The sequence below is a fragment of the uncultured Winogradskyella sp. genome (assembly GCF_947501905.1).
In the GTDB taxonomy this organism is placed as follows: Bacteria; Bacteroidota; Bacteroidia; order Flavobacteriales; family Flavobacteriaceae; genus Winogradskyella.
In genome coordinates this window covers 487,516-503,922 of the sequence record NZ_CANMXL010000002.1, presented here as the reverse complement: position 1 = coordinate 503,922, position 16,407 = coordinate 487,516, and the positions used below count along the sequence as shown (strand labels likewise).

Genomic DNA, 16,407 nt, shown 5'->3' with positions numbered 1-16,407 from the left:
TTGCTTTTTTGTTTTAATAAGGTTTTGATTTTCAAAGCTAGCTTTGTTAGGCAAGCTAGGGTCAATCTATCGAGGTCACTAAGAACTCATCAATATTAATAAGTTTTTTATTTGCTAAAACTTTCTAAATCATTGCATTGATTTTACTTATAGAGCTTCTATAAACATTTTGCTTGTATATTATTATTTTAGTGATGTTAATTAAATCTAGGAGATATACTTAAAAAAGAATTATTTTTAAGCTGTATTTCTTGTTTCAATGAAAAAGAAAAAGTTTAAATCAACACCGCTTATTTGGTACTTTCTAGTGCCATTTTTGCTAGTCTTGTGTTATAAGTATATCTCATCAAGTAGAGTAAATGATTATTCTGATGTCGAAATAAAGGACGCATCTGTTTTAGCTTCAGAGGAAACAATTCCAGAGAAGATAGACTATATATTTCATGTTAAACCTATTTTATCAGACAGGTGTTATTTATGTCATGGACCTGATGAAGGCACTCGTGAGGCTGGTTTAAGATTTGACACCAAGGATGGTGCCTATGCCGCTCTTGGCGAAAATAAAGACCGATTTGCTTTAGTTCCAGGAGATACAACTGCTAGCCAAATGGTACACCGTATTCTTGCTAAAGAAGAGAGTAAGATTATGCCTCCTATAAATTCGAACCTGAGTCTTACCGATTACGAAAAACAAATATTGGTTAAATGGATTGGGCAAGGCGCAGTATGGAAAGACCATTGGGCTTTTGTAAAACCTAAAAAACCAGAAATCCCTAATATTTTTTCAGAAAATAAGAATGGAGAAATAGATAAATTTATTCTTAGAAAGCTTAAAGAGAAAGGACTTTCTATGTCCGAAAAAGCAAGTAAAGAAAAGCTGATTCGTCGTGTTTATTTCGATTTAACTGGGCTACCTCCATCGATAGAGGCAATAGATACTTTTATAAAAGACAATGGTGAAAATGCCTTTGAGACCGTTATTGATAATTTGTTAGCTTCAAAAGCTTACGGAGAACGTATGGCGGCAATTTGGTTAGATGTTGCTAGGTATTCTGACACACATGGGTATCAAGATGATTTGGAGCGTATAATGTGGCCTTGGCGCGATTGGGTGATTAGTGCTTTTAATCGGAATATACCCTACGACCAATTTGTAAAATGGCAACTCGCAGGAGATTTAATTCCAAATGCAACAAGAGAACAGATTTTAGCAACAGGATTTAATCGTAATCATAAAATCACTCAAGAAGGTGGTGTTATAGATGAGGAATACAGGAACGAATATGTTTTAGACCGGACAAATACCGTTTCAAAATCACTTTTAGGCTTAACTATGGAATGTGCTCAATGTCATGACCATAAATATGATCCGATTTCGCAAAAAGAATACTTTAGTTTTTATGCGTTTTTCAACAAATTAGATGAAAAAGGACGAATGGATTATGGCGAAATCCCAGAGCCTAATATTAGAATAACTCAGCAAGAAGTAAAAGATGTTTTGACTTTTATTAATATGCCAGATTCTATTAATGAGTTGGACTTAATGGTAATGAAAGATTCCAAACCAAATAGGAAAACCTATATCTTAAAGCGCGGCGCTTATGATAATTTTGGAGAAGAAGTTAAAGAAGGCGTACCACAAGCTGTTTTATCATTTACAGATAAATATCAAAAAAATAGATTAGGACTTTCTGATTGGTTATTTGATGAAGATAATACGTTAACGGCCCGAGTTGCCGTAAATAGATTATGGCAGCAGATATTTGGAATAGGTATAGTAGCAACAAGTTCTGATTTTGGTAATCAAGGCGCATTGCCCTCTCATCCCGAACTTTTAGATTGGCTCGCCGAAACTTATAGAGAAGAAGGTTGGGATACCAAGAAGATGCTTAAGCGTATGGTAATGTCGCAGACCTATCAGCAAACCACTAAAGCGACTCCAGAGTTACTAGAAATTGATCCAACTAATAAATGGCTAGCACGTAGCTCAAGAGAAAAACTAACTGCCGAGATGATTCGTGATAATGCACTTGCAGCAAGTGGTTTATTAGTAGATAAATTAGGTGGTCCAAGTGTAAAACCATACCAACCAAAAGGCTTATGGGCAGAAACAACATCAGGTCAAGGGCTAACAGAGTATATAATGGATAAAGGCGAAAACCTATACCGTAGAAGTTTGTATACCTTTTGGAAACGTACTGTGCCACCACCAGCGATGCTAACTTTTGATGCTGCTACCAGAGATTTTTGTAGTGTAGAACGTCAAAAAACTAGCACACCACTGCAAGCTTTAGTGATGCTTAATGATCCACAATTAATTGAAGCATCAGAAGTATTAGCAGCTAAGATGCTTAAAGACGAAAATTTATCTGATAAAGAACGAATTAAAATAATTTTTAGAAGAATCACTTCGAGAACGCCTGAGGATTCAGAAGTTGAAAAATTGATTACATTTTTAAAGGATACCGAATCAAATTATAATGAGATTGAAAAAGAAGATTTTAAATTAAAACAAGAATATCAAGATTTAAATATTCCGAAGAAAAGAATATATGCATTCACAACATTGACGAGTCTCATTTTTAACTTGGATGAAGCTATTGTAAAAGGATAAGATGGAAGAAATATCAAAACATTTTTTAAATAATAATAGACGCCATTTTCTTAAAAAATTAGGTTTAGGAATTGGAGGTCTAGCTACAGCTTCTTTGTTAAATCCATTCTCTTCAATAGTAGAGTCATCAGATTCGCCATTAGCAGGATTAAATTTGCCTCATTTTGCACCAAAGGCAAAACGTGTTATTTATTTATTTCAAAGTGGTGGGCCATCGCAATTAGAATTGTTTGATTATAAACCACTATTACATAAGATGCGTGGTCAAGACTTGCCAGACTCTATTAGGCAAGGCCAGAGATTAACAGGGATGACATCTGGTCAAGATAGTTTTCCTTTGGTTGGGAGTCAATTTAAATTTAACCAATATGGCGAATCAAGAGCCTGGGTAAGTGATTTAATGCCATTTACTGCAAAGATTGTAGATGAGTTATGTTTTATAAAATCGATGCATACTGAAGCGATTAATCACGATCCAGCAATTACCTTTTTCCAGACAGGCTCGCAACAAGCTGGTCGTCCTAGTATAGGCTCATGGATGAGTTACGGTTTAGGTAGCTTAAATGAGAATTTACCGACATTCACCGTATTGTTATCTAGAGGCACAGGAAGAGCAATGGCGCAGCCTTTATATTCTAGGTTATGGGGTAATGGCTTTTTGAGTTCATTACACCAAGGTGTTCAATTCCGCTCAGGAAAAGATCCAGTTTTATACCTCAAAGATCCAGAAGGTATGACACGTTTAGAACGTCGCAAAATGCTAGATCATATTGCGGAACTTAATGAAAAACAAGAACGTGAGTTTGGAGACCCAGAAACAAATAGCCGAATCGCACAATACGAAATGGCGTATCGCATGCAAACTTCCGTTCCAGATACCATGAATATAGAAGATGAGCCCGATCATATCATGCAAATGTATGGTGCTAATGCTGCAATCCCAGGAACATATGCCGCTAACTGTTTACTGGCTAGACGACTCGTAGAGCAAGATGTACGATTTGTACAGTTGTATCATATGGGTTGGGATCAACACGACAACTTACCATCACATATAACAAAACAGGCAAAAGATGTAGATCAAGCTACTGCTGCTTTGATTATGGATTTAAAACAACGAGGATTATTAGAAGATACTCTTGTGGTTTGGGGAGGTGAGTTTGGTCGTACAAATTACAGTCAAGGAGCACTTACAAAAACTAATTATGGAAGAGATCATCACCCAAGATGTTTTACCATGTTTATGGCTGGCGGAGGCGTAAAACCTGGGTTTACTTATGGCGAAACAGACGATTTTGGATATAATATTACCAAAGACCCTGTACATGTTCATGATTTACAGGCAACAATGATGCACCTCATGGGTATTGATCACACCAAGTTCACGCACAAACACCAAGGCAGACGCTTTAGATTAACAGACGTTTCTGGTCATGTAGTAAAAGATTTATTGAGTTAAATATGAGCCGAAGAAAATTTCTAAAACAATCATCTTGTTTAGCAGCTGGTTTACTTACATACCCTATGTATGGTAATGCTTTTTCGTTTTCAGACTCAAAAGATATAATTGTAGGTCATAATTCGCATCGTTATAAAGTAGATTTGAATTGGGGTAATTTAGATGCTTCAAAAACACCAGTAAATGATTGCCATGAAATGGTACAGGACTCCAAAGGGCGAATAGTGTTGCTTACAAATGAGGTTAAAAACAATGTTATTATTTATGATAAATCTGGAAAGTTGCTCGAAACATGGGGTGCAGATTATCCTGGAGCTCACGGCTTAACTTTGGTTAAAGAAAATGGAGAAGATTTTTTGTTAATTACTGATTATGAACGTCATCAAGTTATAAAAACAACCATCGATGGTAAAGTAGTTTTTACAATAGATTACCCATCAGAAATCGCAGCGTATTCATCAAAAGGAGATTACAGACCAACTGAGACGGCTGTAACAGATAATGGAGATATATATGTCGCTGATGGCTATGGAAAGCAATTCATTATGCATTATAACTATAAAGGAGAGCTTCAAAACTATTTTGGTGGAGTTGGTACTGAAAGTAATAAATTTTTAAATGCTCATGGTATTTGTTATGACAATCGTGATACTAAAAACCCTTCTTTATTAGTTACAGCAAGAGAATTAAATCAGTTAAAACGTTTTACTCCAACGGGAGAATACATAGAGACTATAAATGTACCCGGCGCGTTGATTTGTAGACCAGTAATTCACGGTAGGGATATTTATTTTGCAGTGTTGAGGTCTAAAAATTCATTATATGAAGATTCTGGTTTTGTACTTATAATGAATGAAAACAACGAGGTTGTGTCTTGTCCTGGAGCAACAGCGCCAAGATATAAAGGTAGTCAGTTAGATGAACTGTATCAGACCATTCGTCTATTTCAGCATCCGCATGATGTGTGCATAGACGATGATGAAAACATGTACGTAGCACAGTGGAATTCTGGAAAAACATATCCTATAAAACTCACTCGTGTATGAGAAAATTAGTTGTTCTCTTTGTAGGTGTTTTTATACTGAGTTGTTCTAATGAAAAAGAACAAAAAACAAACTTTGTACAAGAAGATACGATAGAACTTGCCCAGCCAAGAGTAATTGCCTCCAGTAGAATTATAGATTCTTCAGTAGTAATAAAAGCAGATTTAAAAATGGAAGGTATCATAATTCGCTATACTGAAAATGAAGAAGAGCCAACAGAAAAATCTAAAATTTATAAGAATCAGTTAGAAATATCTAAAGCTGGAAATTATAATTTTAAAGCATTTCACAGCGACTGGAAACAAAGTAGTACAACAAGTTTGAAAGTCTTTGAAGGAGGTATTTTACCACCAGTGTTTTCTTGGAAAACTATAGCTAGTAAAAGCTACCCTGGCCAAGGCGCGCAGACTTTAATTAATAACAAACTAGGAGGTTTAAATTTTAAAGATTCTCAATGGATGGGTTTTGATACTACTGCAGTAGCGGTTATAGATTTTAAAATCCCTAAGCGTATTTCAAAGCTTTCCGTAAGTTATTTAGTCGATACAAAATCATGGATATTTCCACCGGAAAATGTTTCAGTTATTGTGAATCAAAAAGATACTATTTCGGTGAACATTCCAAAACTTCCCGAAGGTAAGTACAAGCAATTAGATGCGGTTGTTATTCCTATTGATAGAGAGATTGAAACACTTAAAATTAATGTAGTGAATACCATTTTACCAAGTTGGCATCCCAGTAATGGAAATAATGCGTGGTTGTTTATGGACGAATGGATTTTTAACGAATGAAACACATAGACAAACTATATAAAAATACATTTTTAATCGTCATATTCGTATTTGGTGTTATTACGTTGTATACTATAAAAACAGAAGAAGTACCACGTTTTATTTTGTTTCTAGGACGATTCCATCCTCTAGTATTACACTTGCCAATAGGGGCTCTAGTGGTTACATTTTTTCTTGAGATTATTCGAAGATTTCAAAAGAATGAAGTTTCAGAAACCATAAAACACTTATTAGGTTTTACAGCAATTTTTTCAGTAATCACTTGTTTTTTTGGTTACTTTTTATCTCTAGAAGGTGGTTATGCTGATAGAACCTTGGACCTGCATTTTTATTCAGGTACAGCTACAGCTATTTTCACGTCCATATTACTTTATTTAACCACAAGAAGTGATTTTAAATCCAGTAAAATCTTTCTTCCTTTCTTTGTTTTGACACTTATCTTAATAAGCGTTGCAGGCCATTTTGGAAGTGTTTTAACGCATGGCGATAATTTTTTAACGGAGTATGCGGGAGTAAAGCCTAAAACCAAAACAATAGAAGTTGTTGATAGCCTTAAAATCTATGAAGATGTAGTTTTTAAGATTTTAGATAGTAAGTGTATTCAATGTCATAATGCTTCAAAACAAAAAGGCGAGTTGTCTATGCTAACTCCAGATTTAATTTTGAAGGGTGGTGTTTCTGGAGCGAGTTTAGTTAGTGGGAACCCAGACAAAAGTTCACTGTTAACACGTATGTTGCTTCCTGTTTCTAATGAGGAGCATATGCCTCCTGAAGGAAAGGAACAGCCAACAAAAGATGAGATTTGGTTGATTAAACATTGGATAGAAAATGGTGCTAATTTTAGCGATTATGCATCGCAAGTAGCTTCAAACGATACGCTTAGAGATAAACTGAAAAAATATCTTGTTTTTAATACAATTGAAATTCCTAAAGCGCCAGCTGATGATATCGAAATGGTTAGAAACTCTGGGTTTAGGGTTTTTGAAATTGTTCCCGGCGAAGCAGCTCTAAATGTAAAGTTATTGGATAAAAACCCAGCAAAAGAGGCTATTATGTTATTAGAAGCTGTAGAAGAGCAAATCGTAGAACTTGATTTTTTTAATGCTGATGTTACAGATGAGATGCTGAAAGTTGTAAAGCAAATGAAAAACCTAAAGTTTTTGCGTGTTAATAATGAGAGTATAACTGATGCTTTTTTAAAACATCTAAAAGACTTGGAACAATTAGAGGTGTTGAATCTCTATAACACATCAATAACAGATAAAGGTTTATCCGAATTACTAACTAACATTAGACCTCAAAAGATTTACACAAATAGTACAGAAGTAACTGATGAAAAAGCTCTGACGTTGAAAGAGGAATATGATGTTTCAATACAAAATAGTATACAAAAGGGATTTGTTGAAGATAGCCAATTAGAAATGCCTTTAGTTTCGCCAATTAAAACACTATTTAAAGATACAATTCATGTAGCAGTAAAAAGCAGAATTAAAGATGTGGATTTGAGATACACTTTAGACGGGACAGTGCCAGATTCAACATCTAAAAAGTTAGATGAAATTCTAATTTTTGAGGCGTCCACAACTTTAAAAGTTATTGCATCAAAAAAGGGGTGGGTGTCTAGTGAAGTTTTGGTAAAAGATTTTGCAAAAATAGTGCATGATGTAAATGCGTATTCAGTTTTAAAAAAACCTAGTGAGAATTATGCAAGTGCAGATAAGCTTTTTGATTTACAAGAAGGAACTCTTGATTTTAGAGATGGAAATTGGACAGGTTATTTTGGAGAGGATTTGGTGTCAACAATAGATTTAGGTGAAGAAAAAAACGTTGATAATATTTCTTTTAGTTGTTTAGAAGATGTAAACACTTGGATTCTGTACCCAAAAGAATTTACAGTTTATGCATCAAACTCAAAAAACACGAGATTTAAGAAAGTTGGTAACGCTAATGTTACAAGAGAAGGACAAGGCGGAGATGCGGAACTTAAAAAAGTGCATCTTAATTTTAACGATGTATCTGCTAGGTATTTTAAGGTTGTGATAAAAAATCATGGTAAGTTACCAGATTGGCATGCAGCAGCAGGAAACCCCTCGTGGCTCTTTGTAGACGAAATCTACTTTTGGTAATTAATCCAAAGCATTCATAGTTACATAAGCTCGCCATCCTATGATAGCTAATTGCCATTTCTTTGCTTTTGTTATGTCTAATTGCTTTTTAGTGAAAGAAGGTAGAAGTACCTTATTTACTTTAGCTAAACCTTTAAAAACGCCTTTTTTCATAACATATACTAATGTTCAAATATATCTAAAAAAAGAAAACTTAGCTTTTTGGCTAAGTTTTACGTTTTTTGATTGGCTGGTGGTGTCCTAGATAGAGAATATAATTTCTACAATGACTTTTACAATAGTTAGCATGATTTAATGTTTTTAAAGGTTAATATTTTACTCTTATTTCTTGATTGAGTTTTCAATATATATAGGCGATTAACCTTCTGCCAAACACTTTTGCTAAAATCTATGAATTTAAATATGAATTTATAAGTAAAAAAATTTAAATAGTTATAAAATGAAACTCATTAGTCTTGATTAATGTTTTAATATATTATAACTTAATATGTATTTGGTTGTTAATTGAAACATTTCAAGGGGGTTTTAAGAGCTGTTTTTAAAATTCAAGGGAAATTTTATGCTCAAAACAGCTGTTTTTGTGGATTTGATCTTTTTTAATTTTATTATCTGAACTTTTTTAAGATAAGTAGCGTCATTTTTTTTACTTCTATTTGATAATAGTTAATTAACATTATTCGGTGCTTAATAAGCTTATATTTGCAAAAAATTAAGTATGCGCAATTTTACATTTCTCTTGTTGTTTTTAGTTTCATTTTTTGCACAATCACAAGTTCTTGTAATTAATGAGATTGACCCAGACACTCCTAGTACTGATGATAAAGAATTTATTGAAATAAAATCTCTGACACCAAACTTTTCAACTGACGGATATATTTTGGTGTTTTTTAATGGTTCTACTAATGGAGGTGATTCAAGTTATTTAGTATATGACTTAAATGGATACACCACGGATAGTAATGGACTTTTAGTTCTTGGGAATTTATTGGTAAGTCCTTTTCCCCAAGTTGTGATTCCAAATAATAGTATTCAGAATGGTGCTGATGCTGTTGCTATATATCAGGCTTCAGTAAATGATTTCCCAGAAGGAACACTTGCAACACAAACAGATTTAATTGATGCATTAGTATACGATACTAATGATGCCGATGATTCGGTATTACTTAGTCTTTTAGGTGAAACAGTTCAGTACAACGATAATGGTACGACTTCTAATCCAAGGTCTTTGCAAAGGCAAAATGATGGAACTTACATAGCTGCTACACCAACACCTAGAGCATTAAACGATGGTAGTGGAATAGTTTTTAATACTATAGAAATTTCTGTTGCTCCAACTGAGTATAATGAAGGAGATAGCTTTACAATTACATTTACGGCTGATCAGAATGTAACTTCTGATGTTACATTTAATATTTTGCTTAATAATGGAACTTTCACATCTGCGGATTTTTCGGGTTCTACAAGTATTACAATTCCTAACGGTCAGAATACAGCTAGTACTTTTATTTCTCTTATAGATGATTCAAATGATGAAGGAGATGAAGAACTTGTTATAGAGTTTCAAGGTTTGGTAGAGCCAATAGTGGCTTCAAATAATTTAATAACTGTACGTGTTGTAGATAATGATTTTACTATGGCTGCATGGGGTACACCATTAAATCCAACCTATAATCAGGTGACTAGTACGCAGCCAGCGGGTTATTATAGTAGCTTAAACGGGAAATCAGGTCAAGATTTAAGAGATGCAGTACAAGCAATTATTGCAGACCCAAACATTGTTAGGACACATAGTTATGCTGATGTTTTTAATATCCTAAAAACTGCTGATCAAAACCCTGAGAATTCTAACCAGGTTTGGTTGGTTTATACAGAACAAGGGCGCTCAAAGCTAGACCAGCAAAATTCTGGAATTAGTACTGGGAAGTGGAATAGGGAGCATACATTTCCTAGATCTAGGGGTGGTTTTAATGATTGGGACGATTTTGATGATGTTGCTACAGGGATTAATACATTTATAACAACAAATGCTGATTCACTAAGACATGCAAATTCTGATGCTCATGCATTAAAGGCTGCAGATGCTGGAGAGAATAGTAGAAGAAGTAACAGACATTACAGTAATAATTTTGATTCTGATGAGTATAATGGTCCTTCAAATATAGATGTGATAAATGATGTGGGAATTAGTTTTAGAGGCGATGTTGCTCGTGGTGTGTTATATTTAGAGTTAAGATATAATGGTTTACAAATTGTAAATGGCTTTCCGAGTTCTTCTCCTACGGGTAATTTAGGCGATTTGGCTACAATTTTGCAATGGCATGATGATGATGTTCCGGATGATTACGAAATGAATAGAAATAACATTGTATATGAGTGGCAGCGTAATAGAAATCCATTAGTTGATTTACCAGACCTTGTAGATTACATTTGGGGAGACAAAGTTGGGATGGTTTTTAACGGGGCTTTAAGTACTAATGATGATGAGTTAGATGCATATTCGTTTTATCCAAACCCTACACAAAGTAGCTTAACGTTTAAGGGCATAACAGAATCAACAATAATTGAGATTTTATCTATTGAAGGCCGAAAAATTAAAACATTAAAACCAGATAGTTCTCATAGGGTTGATTTTAGTTTGTCTTCAGGTTTGTACTTATTAAAGTTTACCGATGCTAACAAAACTGAGACGAGACGCTTAGTGATTAAATAAAAAAAGCCTGAACATTTAAGTTCAGGCTTTTTGTTTTAGTAGCTGGAAGAAGTGATAAGTTTATTCCCTTTTTTACCTACTAGTATTTTTGAAATCCCATCATCGTCTTTCCAGCTTGCACTAGATTTAGCACCATTTTTATCGGATAATGAAATTTTGATACTAGTAATCTCACCAGCATCATTGCGCTTTATTTTATTAAATTTTGCTGTGATGTTCTGTTCAGCTAATTTGCTTTTATATTGCTTTAACTCTTCATCTGAGGTGTCTTTCGTTACATAGTATAAAATTGCACTTTCAGATACATCATCATCTGCATAAACAATAGATTGGACATGTACTTTGTGATTACTTTTATCATGCTTTACTTTATAGTCTTTAGTAAAAATTACTATAGCCCCGTCTTTGGCTTTTTTTCCAAATAAGTTTATGGCTCCTTCTCCTTTTAAAATGCTAACTGATTTAGCAACATCATAATCAATATCTTTTATTTTTATATTTCCCATGACTTCATTATCAATCACAATTACTGGTTTTTTGCCAGAAGCAATTAACTGCTTTATTTCATCACTAGATGCTTCTTTATAAGAATTTATTGAGTTGACTTTAGTTGATATTTTCCATGGTCCCTTTTCTTCGGTATTAATTACAACAACACCATCTTTTGCAGCCTTACCGTATAATTTTATTGCAGATTTATCTTTGAGCACATCCACAGTTTTAATTTTGTTAGAGTTTATTTTTTGAAACTCTTTTTTAGATATGCGTTTACCATTTAAAATATAAATTGGATCTGTGTTTTTGGAGTTTCTAATTTTGAAAGAATTTTTATAATTAACAGAGTCTGTTTTAATTGTGAAACTATTTGATCTAACCTTAACATTACCATTAGCTTTAACTGTTGCCGTTACTGGTCTATTAACAACTATAGTGTCATTAGAAATATATGTATATGATGCTCTGACTTTTGGTTGACCTTCAACAATGACTATAGAATCAGCTTCAATTTCAACTTCATTTTCAGCATCATGAATAATGAATCTGTTTTGTTTTGTATCGTCTTCAATTTCCTCAATTTCCTCAACTTCCTCAATGATTTCGATGATAGGTTCCCCTTCAACTTCAATAATTTCTATGACTTCAGGTTCTTCAATGATTTCTATTACTTTATTTGTTATTGGGCCAACGCTAACGGAACCATTATTATCAGTTTTAAAATAAAATGGCTTTATACCATCACTATCTTCTGCTTTGTAATTGGTCATGCCTTCATTAAACTTGAAAGACAAGTCAATTTCTGTAATTATGCCATCAGAATTTCTTTCAATTTCATTGATGGTCATTATTATATCCTGCTTTGCTAATTCAGATTTAATTTTGTTTAATTCTTTGTCAGAAGTACTTTTAGAAAAAACGACTTCTATTAGTTTTGTGAACATTCCCAACTCTATCATATCCTTTTCTAAGGCATCGATATCTTTTTTGTTTGGTATATTGTTGTTTTTAAAATGAATTGTAGCTCCCTCCGGAGTTCCAACATATCCTCCTTGATTGCCATAAAGTTGTTTGTATACAATAAAAGATTCTATTGGAGATTTAGAATCTCCACCAACATAACTATGGTTAAAAAAGTTTACATAAACGTTAGTAATCTCATTACGACTATTCCTTTTTATATCACTAAAGTTTAAAGTCCCTCCTTTTTTAGATACAGCTTCAGACATATTGTACAGTTCATTATCTGAAGTGTTTTTGGTAACTATAAACTCAATAGTTTTTTTCTCATTGTTTTTTGCAGATTCAGCTTCTATATATACTTCCTTAGTGTTAAAGCTCATTAAGAAAATCACAAAAAGCGGTAAAATAAAAATAGACTTCCAACGATTAATTGACTTTGATGGTTGTTTTTGTAACATGATGATTCGTTTTTTGATTAATGAATTATAAAAATTTGATGTAAGATTTATAGTGTTATCACCGACACTTGTTTTTAAAAGTAAGCGTTGATAATCGGTTTCTGAGTTTGATGCATTCTGGGCATTAGCATCTGCTATATACTCTAAATTTTGCTGAATGTCTTTATGGTATAGCCATGTAAACGGGTTAAACCAAAATATGACACAAGTGAGTCTAGATATAATAATATCCATAGAATGCCATTGGCGTACATGTACTTTTTCGTGATTAAGTATTAGTTTTAATTCTTCATCCGAAAATAAGTTTGGGTTGTAAACAATCCATTTAAAAAATGAAAATGGAGAGATTTTATTTTTTACAATCACATAAGTGTAAATGCCATCCTTATCTTTTGAGTTTTTAAGCAAAAGAAATGCTAAAGAGCCAAATTGTAATACAAACTGTATAAAAAACACGACTAGACCTATAGTATAGATATTAGTTAATAATTGTAGCCAATCAAAGGGTTTCTCATTAGGAATAATTTCTGCATAGGTGTTAGCATAAAATGTAGGAGTTTCTACTATTGTAATTGGCTCAATAGTAATATATACCGGAATAACTATTAATGGTAATACCAATGCGGTTACAAGACCAGCTAATAGAAACCATCTGTTATGATTAAAAAAAGTTTCTTTTTTTAAAAAAAAGGTATAGCCCAAATACATTAAAAGGAGCAAGGCACTAGATTTTAATAAGTAATCCATCTTATTTCTTTTTCTCTATTAATTCTATAATTTCTTTAAGCTCTTCAACACTAATTTTTTCTTCTTTAGCAAAAAACGACACCATGTTTTTATATGAGTTATTAAAATAGTGGGCAATGGCAGTATTCATAAATTTAGCTTTATAAGCTTCTTTGCTAACAATAGGATAATATTGGTGAGTCTTTCCATAAGCATTGTATGCAACATAACCTTTTTCTTCAAGATGTCTAATAATTGTCGATAATGTATTGTAGTGGGGCTTATCTTCTTTAATTTCTGCCAAAACATCTTTAACAAACGCTTTTTCTAATTGCCACAAAATGTGCATTATTTCCTCTTCTTTATTTGTTAGTTTTTGCATGTGCTATATTTTTTTATTGATGAATACGTTTCAAATATAACTATTTTTATAGTTATCAAACTATTTTTATAGTTATTTAACTTAAAATTTAGTTTTAATCCTTTAAAAGAATAGAAGATATAGTTGAAAAGGAAATACTATCTTCGCAAAAAATTGAATGTAAATGAATGTATTGCTAATAATCCTAGGATTGATTTTACTAGTCGTTGGTGGAGAATTTTTAGTAAGAGCATCTATAGGATTATCTTTTAAACTCAAGCTGTCTAAACTTGTAATTGGTATGACAGTTGTATCTTTTGCAACATCGGCACCAGAGTTGTTAGTGAGTTTACAAGCTGCATTAGATGGTGTAAGTGATATAGCTTTAGGAAATGTAATAGGTTCTAATATTGCCAATATAGGTTTGGTTTTGGGGATTACTGCTATAATTTCTCCATTAATAGTAGATAGAGAGTTTTATAAACTCAATTGGCCAATGCTTATGTTTATGTCATTTGCATTGTATTTCTTTCTTAATAATGATAATATGCTTTCTGCAATTGAAGGCGCAATATTATTTGCTATTTTAATTGGATTCCTGTTTTTGTTAATTAGAGATTCTCGAAAGAAAACAAAAGCGAGTATCGCAGAAGAAGTAGATGAAAGCTTGGCAGTTATTTCAAATTTTAAAATTGGTATTTGGCTTATTATTGGCGCAGCAGGTTTATACTATGGTTCTGAGTGGTTGGTAGATGGAGCAAAGGGTTTTGCTAAATCTGTAGGTATAAGTGATTATGCTATATCTGTAACAGTAATAGCTATTGGCACAAGTGTGCCAGAATTAGCAGCCTCTGTCATAGCTGCTCTTAAAAAAGAAAAAGCCATTTCTTTAGGTAATTTAATTGGGTCTAACATATTTAATATTGCGTCTGTTTTAGGACTTACGGCAATGATAAAACCAATAGTTGTAGAATCTTCTATGATTTTATCTACAAATATATTTTGGATGATTTGCTTTGCTGCTATCCTTATACCGTTAGTGTTTTTAGGTAAGAGATTTACTATTGGGCGCCGTAAAGGATTATTACTTTTTATAGCATACCTAATATTTATAGGATTGGCTTTTAGCTAAGAAAATAAATATTGGTTATAAAAAAAGCGACCCATTTGGATCGCTTTTTAATTTATATATAAATTTCACTACGAAATATTAGCAGATTTAACTGTCTTAACGATTCGTCCAGCAATTTTATATGGATCACCATTAGATGCAGGTCTACGGTCTTCTAGCCAGCCTTTCCAACCTTTTTCTACAGTAATAATAGGAATACGGATTGATGCTCCTCTGTCAGAGACACCATAAGAAAAATCGTCTACATGAGCTGTTTCATGTAATCCAGTTAGACGCTGATCGTTATATTCACCATAAACGGCCATGTGTTCTTTTACAACCGGTCTAAAAGCTTCACATATTTTTTCATAAGTTTCTTGAGAACCACATGTTCTTAAAACAGTGTTTGAGAAGTTGGCATGCATACCAGAACCATTCCAATCGCCTTTTACAGGTTTTGGGTGGTATTCTATATAGTAGCCATATTGCTCTGTCAAACGATCCAATAAATAACGAGCTACCCATATTTCATCACCAGCTTTTTTGGCACCTTTGGCAAATAATTGAAATTCCCACTGACCAGATGCTACCTCTTGATTGATGCCTTCAAAATTTAATCCAGCAGCAATACATAAATCTGCATGCTCTTCAACAAAATCTCTACCATGTGTATTTCTACCGCCAACAGAACAGTAATACATGCCTTGAGGTCCAGGATAACCACCAATTGGGAATCCTAGAGGTAATTGAGTGTCCTTATCCATAATAAAGTACTCTTGCTCAAAACCAAACCAAAAGTCGTTATCATCATCGTCAATAGTTGCACGACCATTAGATTCATGTGGTGTGCCATCTGCATTTAAAACCTCTGTCATTACTAAGTATCCATCATTACGTGCTGGGTCAGGATAAATGGCAACTGGTTTTAATAGACAATCCGAGGATCCACCTTCTGCTTGTTTTGTTGATGAACCATCAAAAGACCATATCGGGCAGTCTTCTAATTTGCCACTAAAGTTGTCTTCAACTTTAGTTTTACTTCTCATGTTTTGTGTTGGTTTGTAACCGTCTAACCAAATATATTCTAACTTGGATTTGCTCATTTTGTGTTGTGTTAAATTAGCGAAAGCCCAAAGATAATTTTTTTTCATTTTTCACTACTATAAAAAGAACTTGGTTTAAGCATTTGTTATTAACAAGAGGGTTCTATTTATTAACTATAAGGTTTTCGCATTTGGTGGTATAATTCTTTTTTGAAAGTTTAAAAGGATAGTAAGATTTTTGAAGAAAAGAAATCTTTTTAATCCTTACCTTATTAATTATCAGCTATTAAGCTTTCCTTTAATGTTGATAATAATTCAATCATTGTTATATTTTAATAACATATACTAACGATAATTTATTTTTTTAACGATTTTTCGACAAAAAGATTAAATATTCGTTCAAAGACTATTGGTCTAAAGTAATAAAGTATACATTTGTAATGTTGAAGTTTCTGTAATTGGAAATTTAAACATTAAAAGCTATTAATCAATTAATTAATTTTCTTT

At 33.0% G+C, this 16,407-nt stretch carries 11 protein-coding genes; 7 read left to right on the top strand and 4 right to left on the bottom strand.

The window, feature by feature from the left end; translation table 11 throughout:
* Positions 1 to 259 precede the first annotated feature (259 nt).
* The 5 genes from Q0770_RS05940 to Q0770_RS05920 are packed head-to-tail and all read left to right on the top strand — an operon-like array spanning position 260 to position 8,033.
* The gene (locus tag Q0770_RS05940; protein WP_299115046.1) at positions 260 to 2,614 is read left to right on the top strand and encodes a PSD1 and planctomycete cytochrome C domain-containing protein; all 2,355 of its coding nucleotides are present in this window, start codon (positions 260 to 262) and stop codon (positions 2,612 to 2,614) included.
* A gap of 1 nt (position 2,615) precedes the next feature.
* Positions 2,616 to 4,073 carry a DUF1501 domain-containing protein gene (locus Q0770_RS05935; RefSeq protein ID WP_299115044.1) on the top strand — a complete coding sequence of 486 codons (1,458 nt, stop codon included), beginning with the start codon at positions 2,616 to 2,618 and terminating at the stop codon, positions 4,071 to 4,073.
* Positions 4,074 to 4,075: 2 nt separating this feature from the next.
* A complete protein-coding gene (locus Q0770_RS05930; protein WP_299115042.1) occupies positions 4,076 to 5,119 on the top strand; it encodes a 6-bladed beta-propeller in 1,044 nt (347 codons plus the stop codon).
* Positions 5,116 to 5,907 (top strand): chitobiase/beta-hexosaminidase C-terminal domain-containing protein, encoded by a 792-nt coding sequence (locus tag Q0770_RS05925; protein ID WP_299115040.1) that lies wholly within the window; start codon positions 5,116 to 5,118, stop codon positions 5,905 to 5,907. The genes Q0770_RS05930 and Q0770_RS05925 overlap by 4 nt, the downstream gene beginning before the upstream one ends.
* Positions 5,904 to 8,033 (top strand): c-type cytochrome domain-containing protein, encoded by a 2,130-nt coding sequence (locus Q0770_RS05920; protein WP_299115038.1) that lies wholly within the window; start codon positions 5,904 to 5,906, stop codon positions 8,031 to 8,033. The genes Q0770_RS05925 and Q0770_RS05920 overlap by 4 nt, the downstream gene beginning before the upstream one ends.
* On the opposite strand, the gene Q0770_RS05915 is transcribed toward Q0770_RS05920, so the two are convergent.
* The gene (locus Q0770_RS05915) at positions 8,034 to 8,186 is read right to left on the bottom strand and encodes an SsrA-binding protein (protein WP_299115036.1); all 153 of its coding nucleotides are present in this window, start codon (positions 8,184 to 8,186) and stop codon (positions 8,034 to 8,036) included. It lies immediately after the preceding gene.
* Positions 8,187 to 8,748: 562 nt separating this feature from the next.
* On the opposite strand from Q0770_RS05915, the gene Q0770_RS05910 reads away from it, so the two are divergent.
* Positions 8,749 to 10,743, top strand: coding sequence for an endonuclease (locus tag Q0770_RS05910; RefSeq protein WP_299115034.1), 1,995 nt, complete (start codon positions 8,749 to 8,751; stop codon positions 10,741 to 10,743).
* Between the two features lie 35 nt (positions 10,744 to 10,778).
* On the opposite strand, the gene Q0770_RS05905 is transcribed toward Q0770_RS05910, so the two are convergent.
* Both Q0770_RS05905 and Q0770_RS05900 read right to left on the bottom strand, forming a co-directional pair.
* Positions 10,779 to 13,406, bottom strand: coding sequence for a M56 family metallopeptidase (locus Q0770_RS05905; protein ID WP_299115032.1), 2,628 nt, complete (start codon positions 13,404 to 13,406; stop codon positions 10,779 to 10,781).
* 1 nt (position 13,407) lies between these two features.
* Entirely contained in the window at positions 13,408 to 13,767 is a 360-nt protein-coding gene (locus tag Q0770_RS05900) for a BlaI/MecI/CopY family transcriptional regulator (protein WP_299115030.1), read from the bottom strand.
* 163 nt (positions 13,768 to 13,930) lie between these two features.
* Between Q0770_RS05900 and Q0770_RS05895 the strand changes: the two genes are divergently transcribed.
* On the top strand, positions 13,931 to 14,878 hold the full coding sequence (locus tag Q0770_RS05895) for a calcium/sodium antiporter (RefSeq protein WP_299115028.1): 948 nt from the start codon (positions 13,931 to 13,933) through the stop codon (positions 14,876 to 14,878).
* A gap of 68 nt (positions 14,879 to 14,946) precedes the next feature.
* On the opposite strand, the gene Q0770_RS05890 is transcribed toward Q0770_RS05895, so the two are convergent.
* On the bottom strand, positions 14,947 to 15,960 hold the full coding sequence (locus tag Q0770_RS05890) for a glutamine synthetase beta-grasp domain-containing protein (protein ID WP_299115026.1): 1,014 nt from the start codon (positions 15,958 to 15,960) through the stop codon (positions 14,947 to 14,949).
* Positions 15,961 to 16,407 lie beyond the last annotated feature (447 nt).

Excerpts from the sequence above, each read along its gene's own strand:
- Q0770_RS05940 (WP_299115046.1), top strand. The coding sequence starts at position 260 with ATGAAAAAGAAAAAGTTTAAATCAACACCGCTTATTTGGTACTTTCTA.
- Q0770_RS05935 (WP_299115044.1), top strand. The coding sequence starts at position 2,616 with ATGGAAGAAATATCAAAACATTTTTTAAATAATAATAGACGCCATTTT.
- Q0770_RS05930 (WP_299115042.1), top strand. The coding sequence starts at position 4,076 with ATGAGCCGAAGAAAATTTCTAAAACAATCATCTTGTTTAGCAGCTGGT.
- Q0770_RS05925 (WP_299115040.1), top strand. The coding sequence starts at position 5,116 with ATGAGAAAATTAGTTGTTCTCTTTGTAGGTGTTTTTATACTGAGTTGT.
- Q0770_RS05920 (WP_299115038.1), top strand. The coding sequence starts at position 5,904 with ATGAAACACATAGACAAACTATATAAAAATACATTTTTAATCGTCATA.
- Q0770_RS05915 (WP_299115036.1), bottom strand. The coding sequence starts at position 8,186 with ATGAAAAAAGGCGTTTTTAAAGGTTTAGCTAAAGTAAATAAGGTACTT.
- Q0770_RS05910 (WP_299115034.1), top strand. The coding sequence starts at position 8,749 with ATGCGCAATTTTACATTTCTCTTGTTGTTTTTAGTTTCATTTTTTGCA.
- Q0770_RS05905 (WP_299115032.1), bottom strand. The coding sequence starts at position 13,406 with ATGGATTACTTATTAAAATCTAGTGCCTTGCTCCTTTTAATGTATTTG.
- Q0770_RS05900 (WP_299115030.1), bottom strand. The coding sequence starts at position 13,767 with ATGCAAAAACTAACAAATAAAGAAGAGGAAATAATGCACATTTTGTGG.
- Q0770_RS05895 (WP_299115028.1), top strand. The coding sequence starts at position 13,931 with ATGAATGTATTGCTAATAATCCTAGGATTGATTTTACTAGTCGTTGGT.
- Q0770_RS05890 (WP_299115026.1), bottom strand. The coding sequence starts at position 15,960 with ATGAGCAAATCCAAGTTAGAATATATTTGGTTAGACGGTTACAAACCA.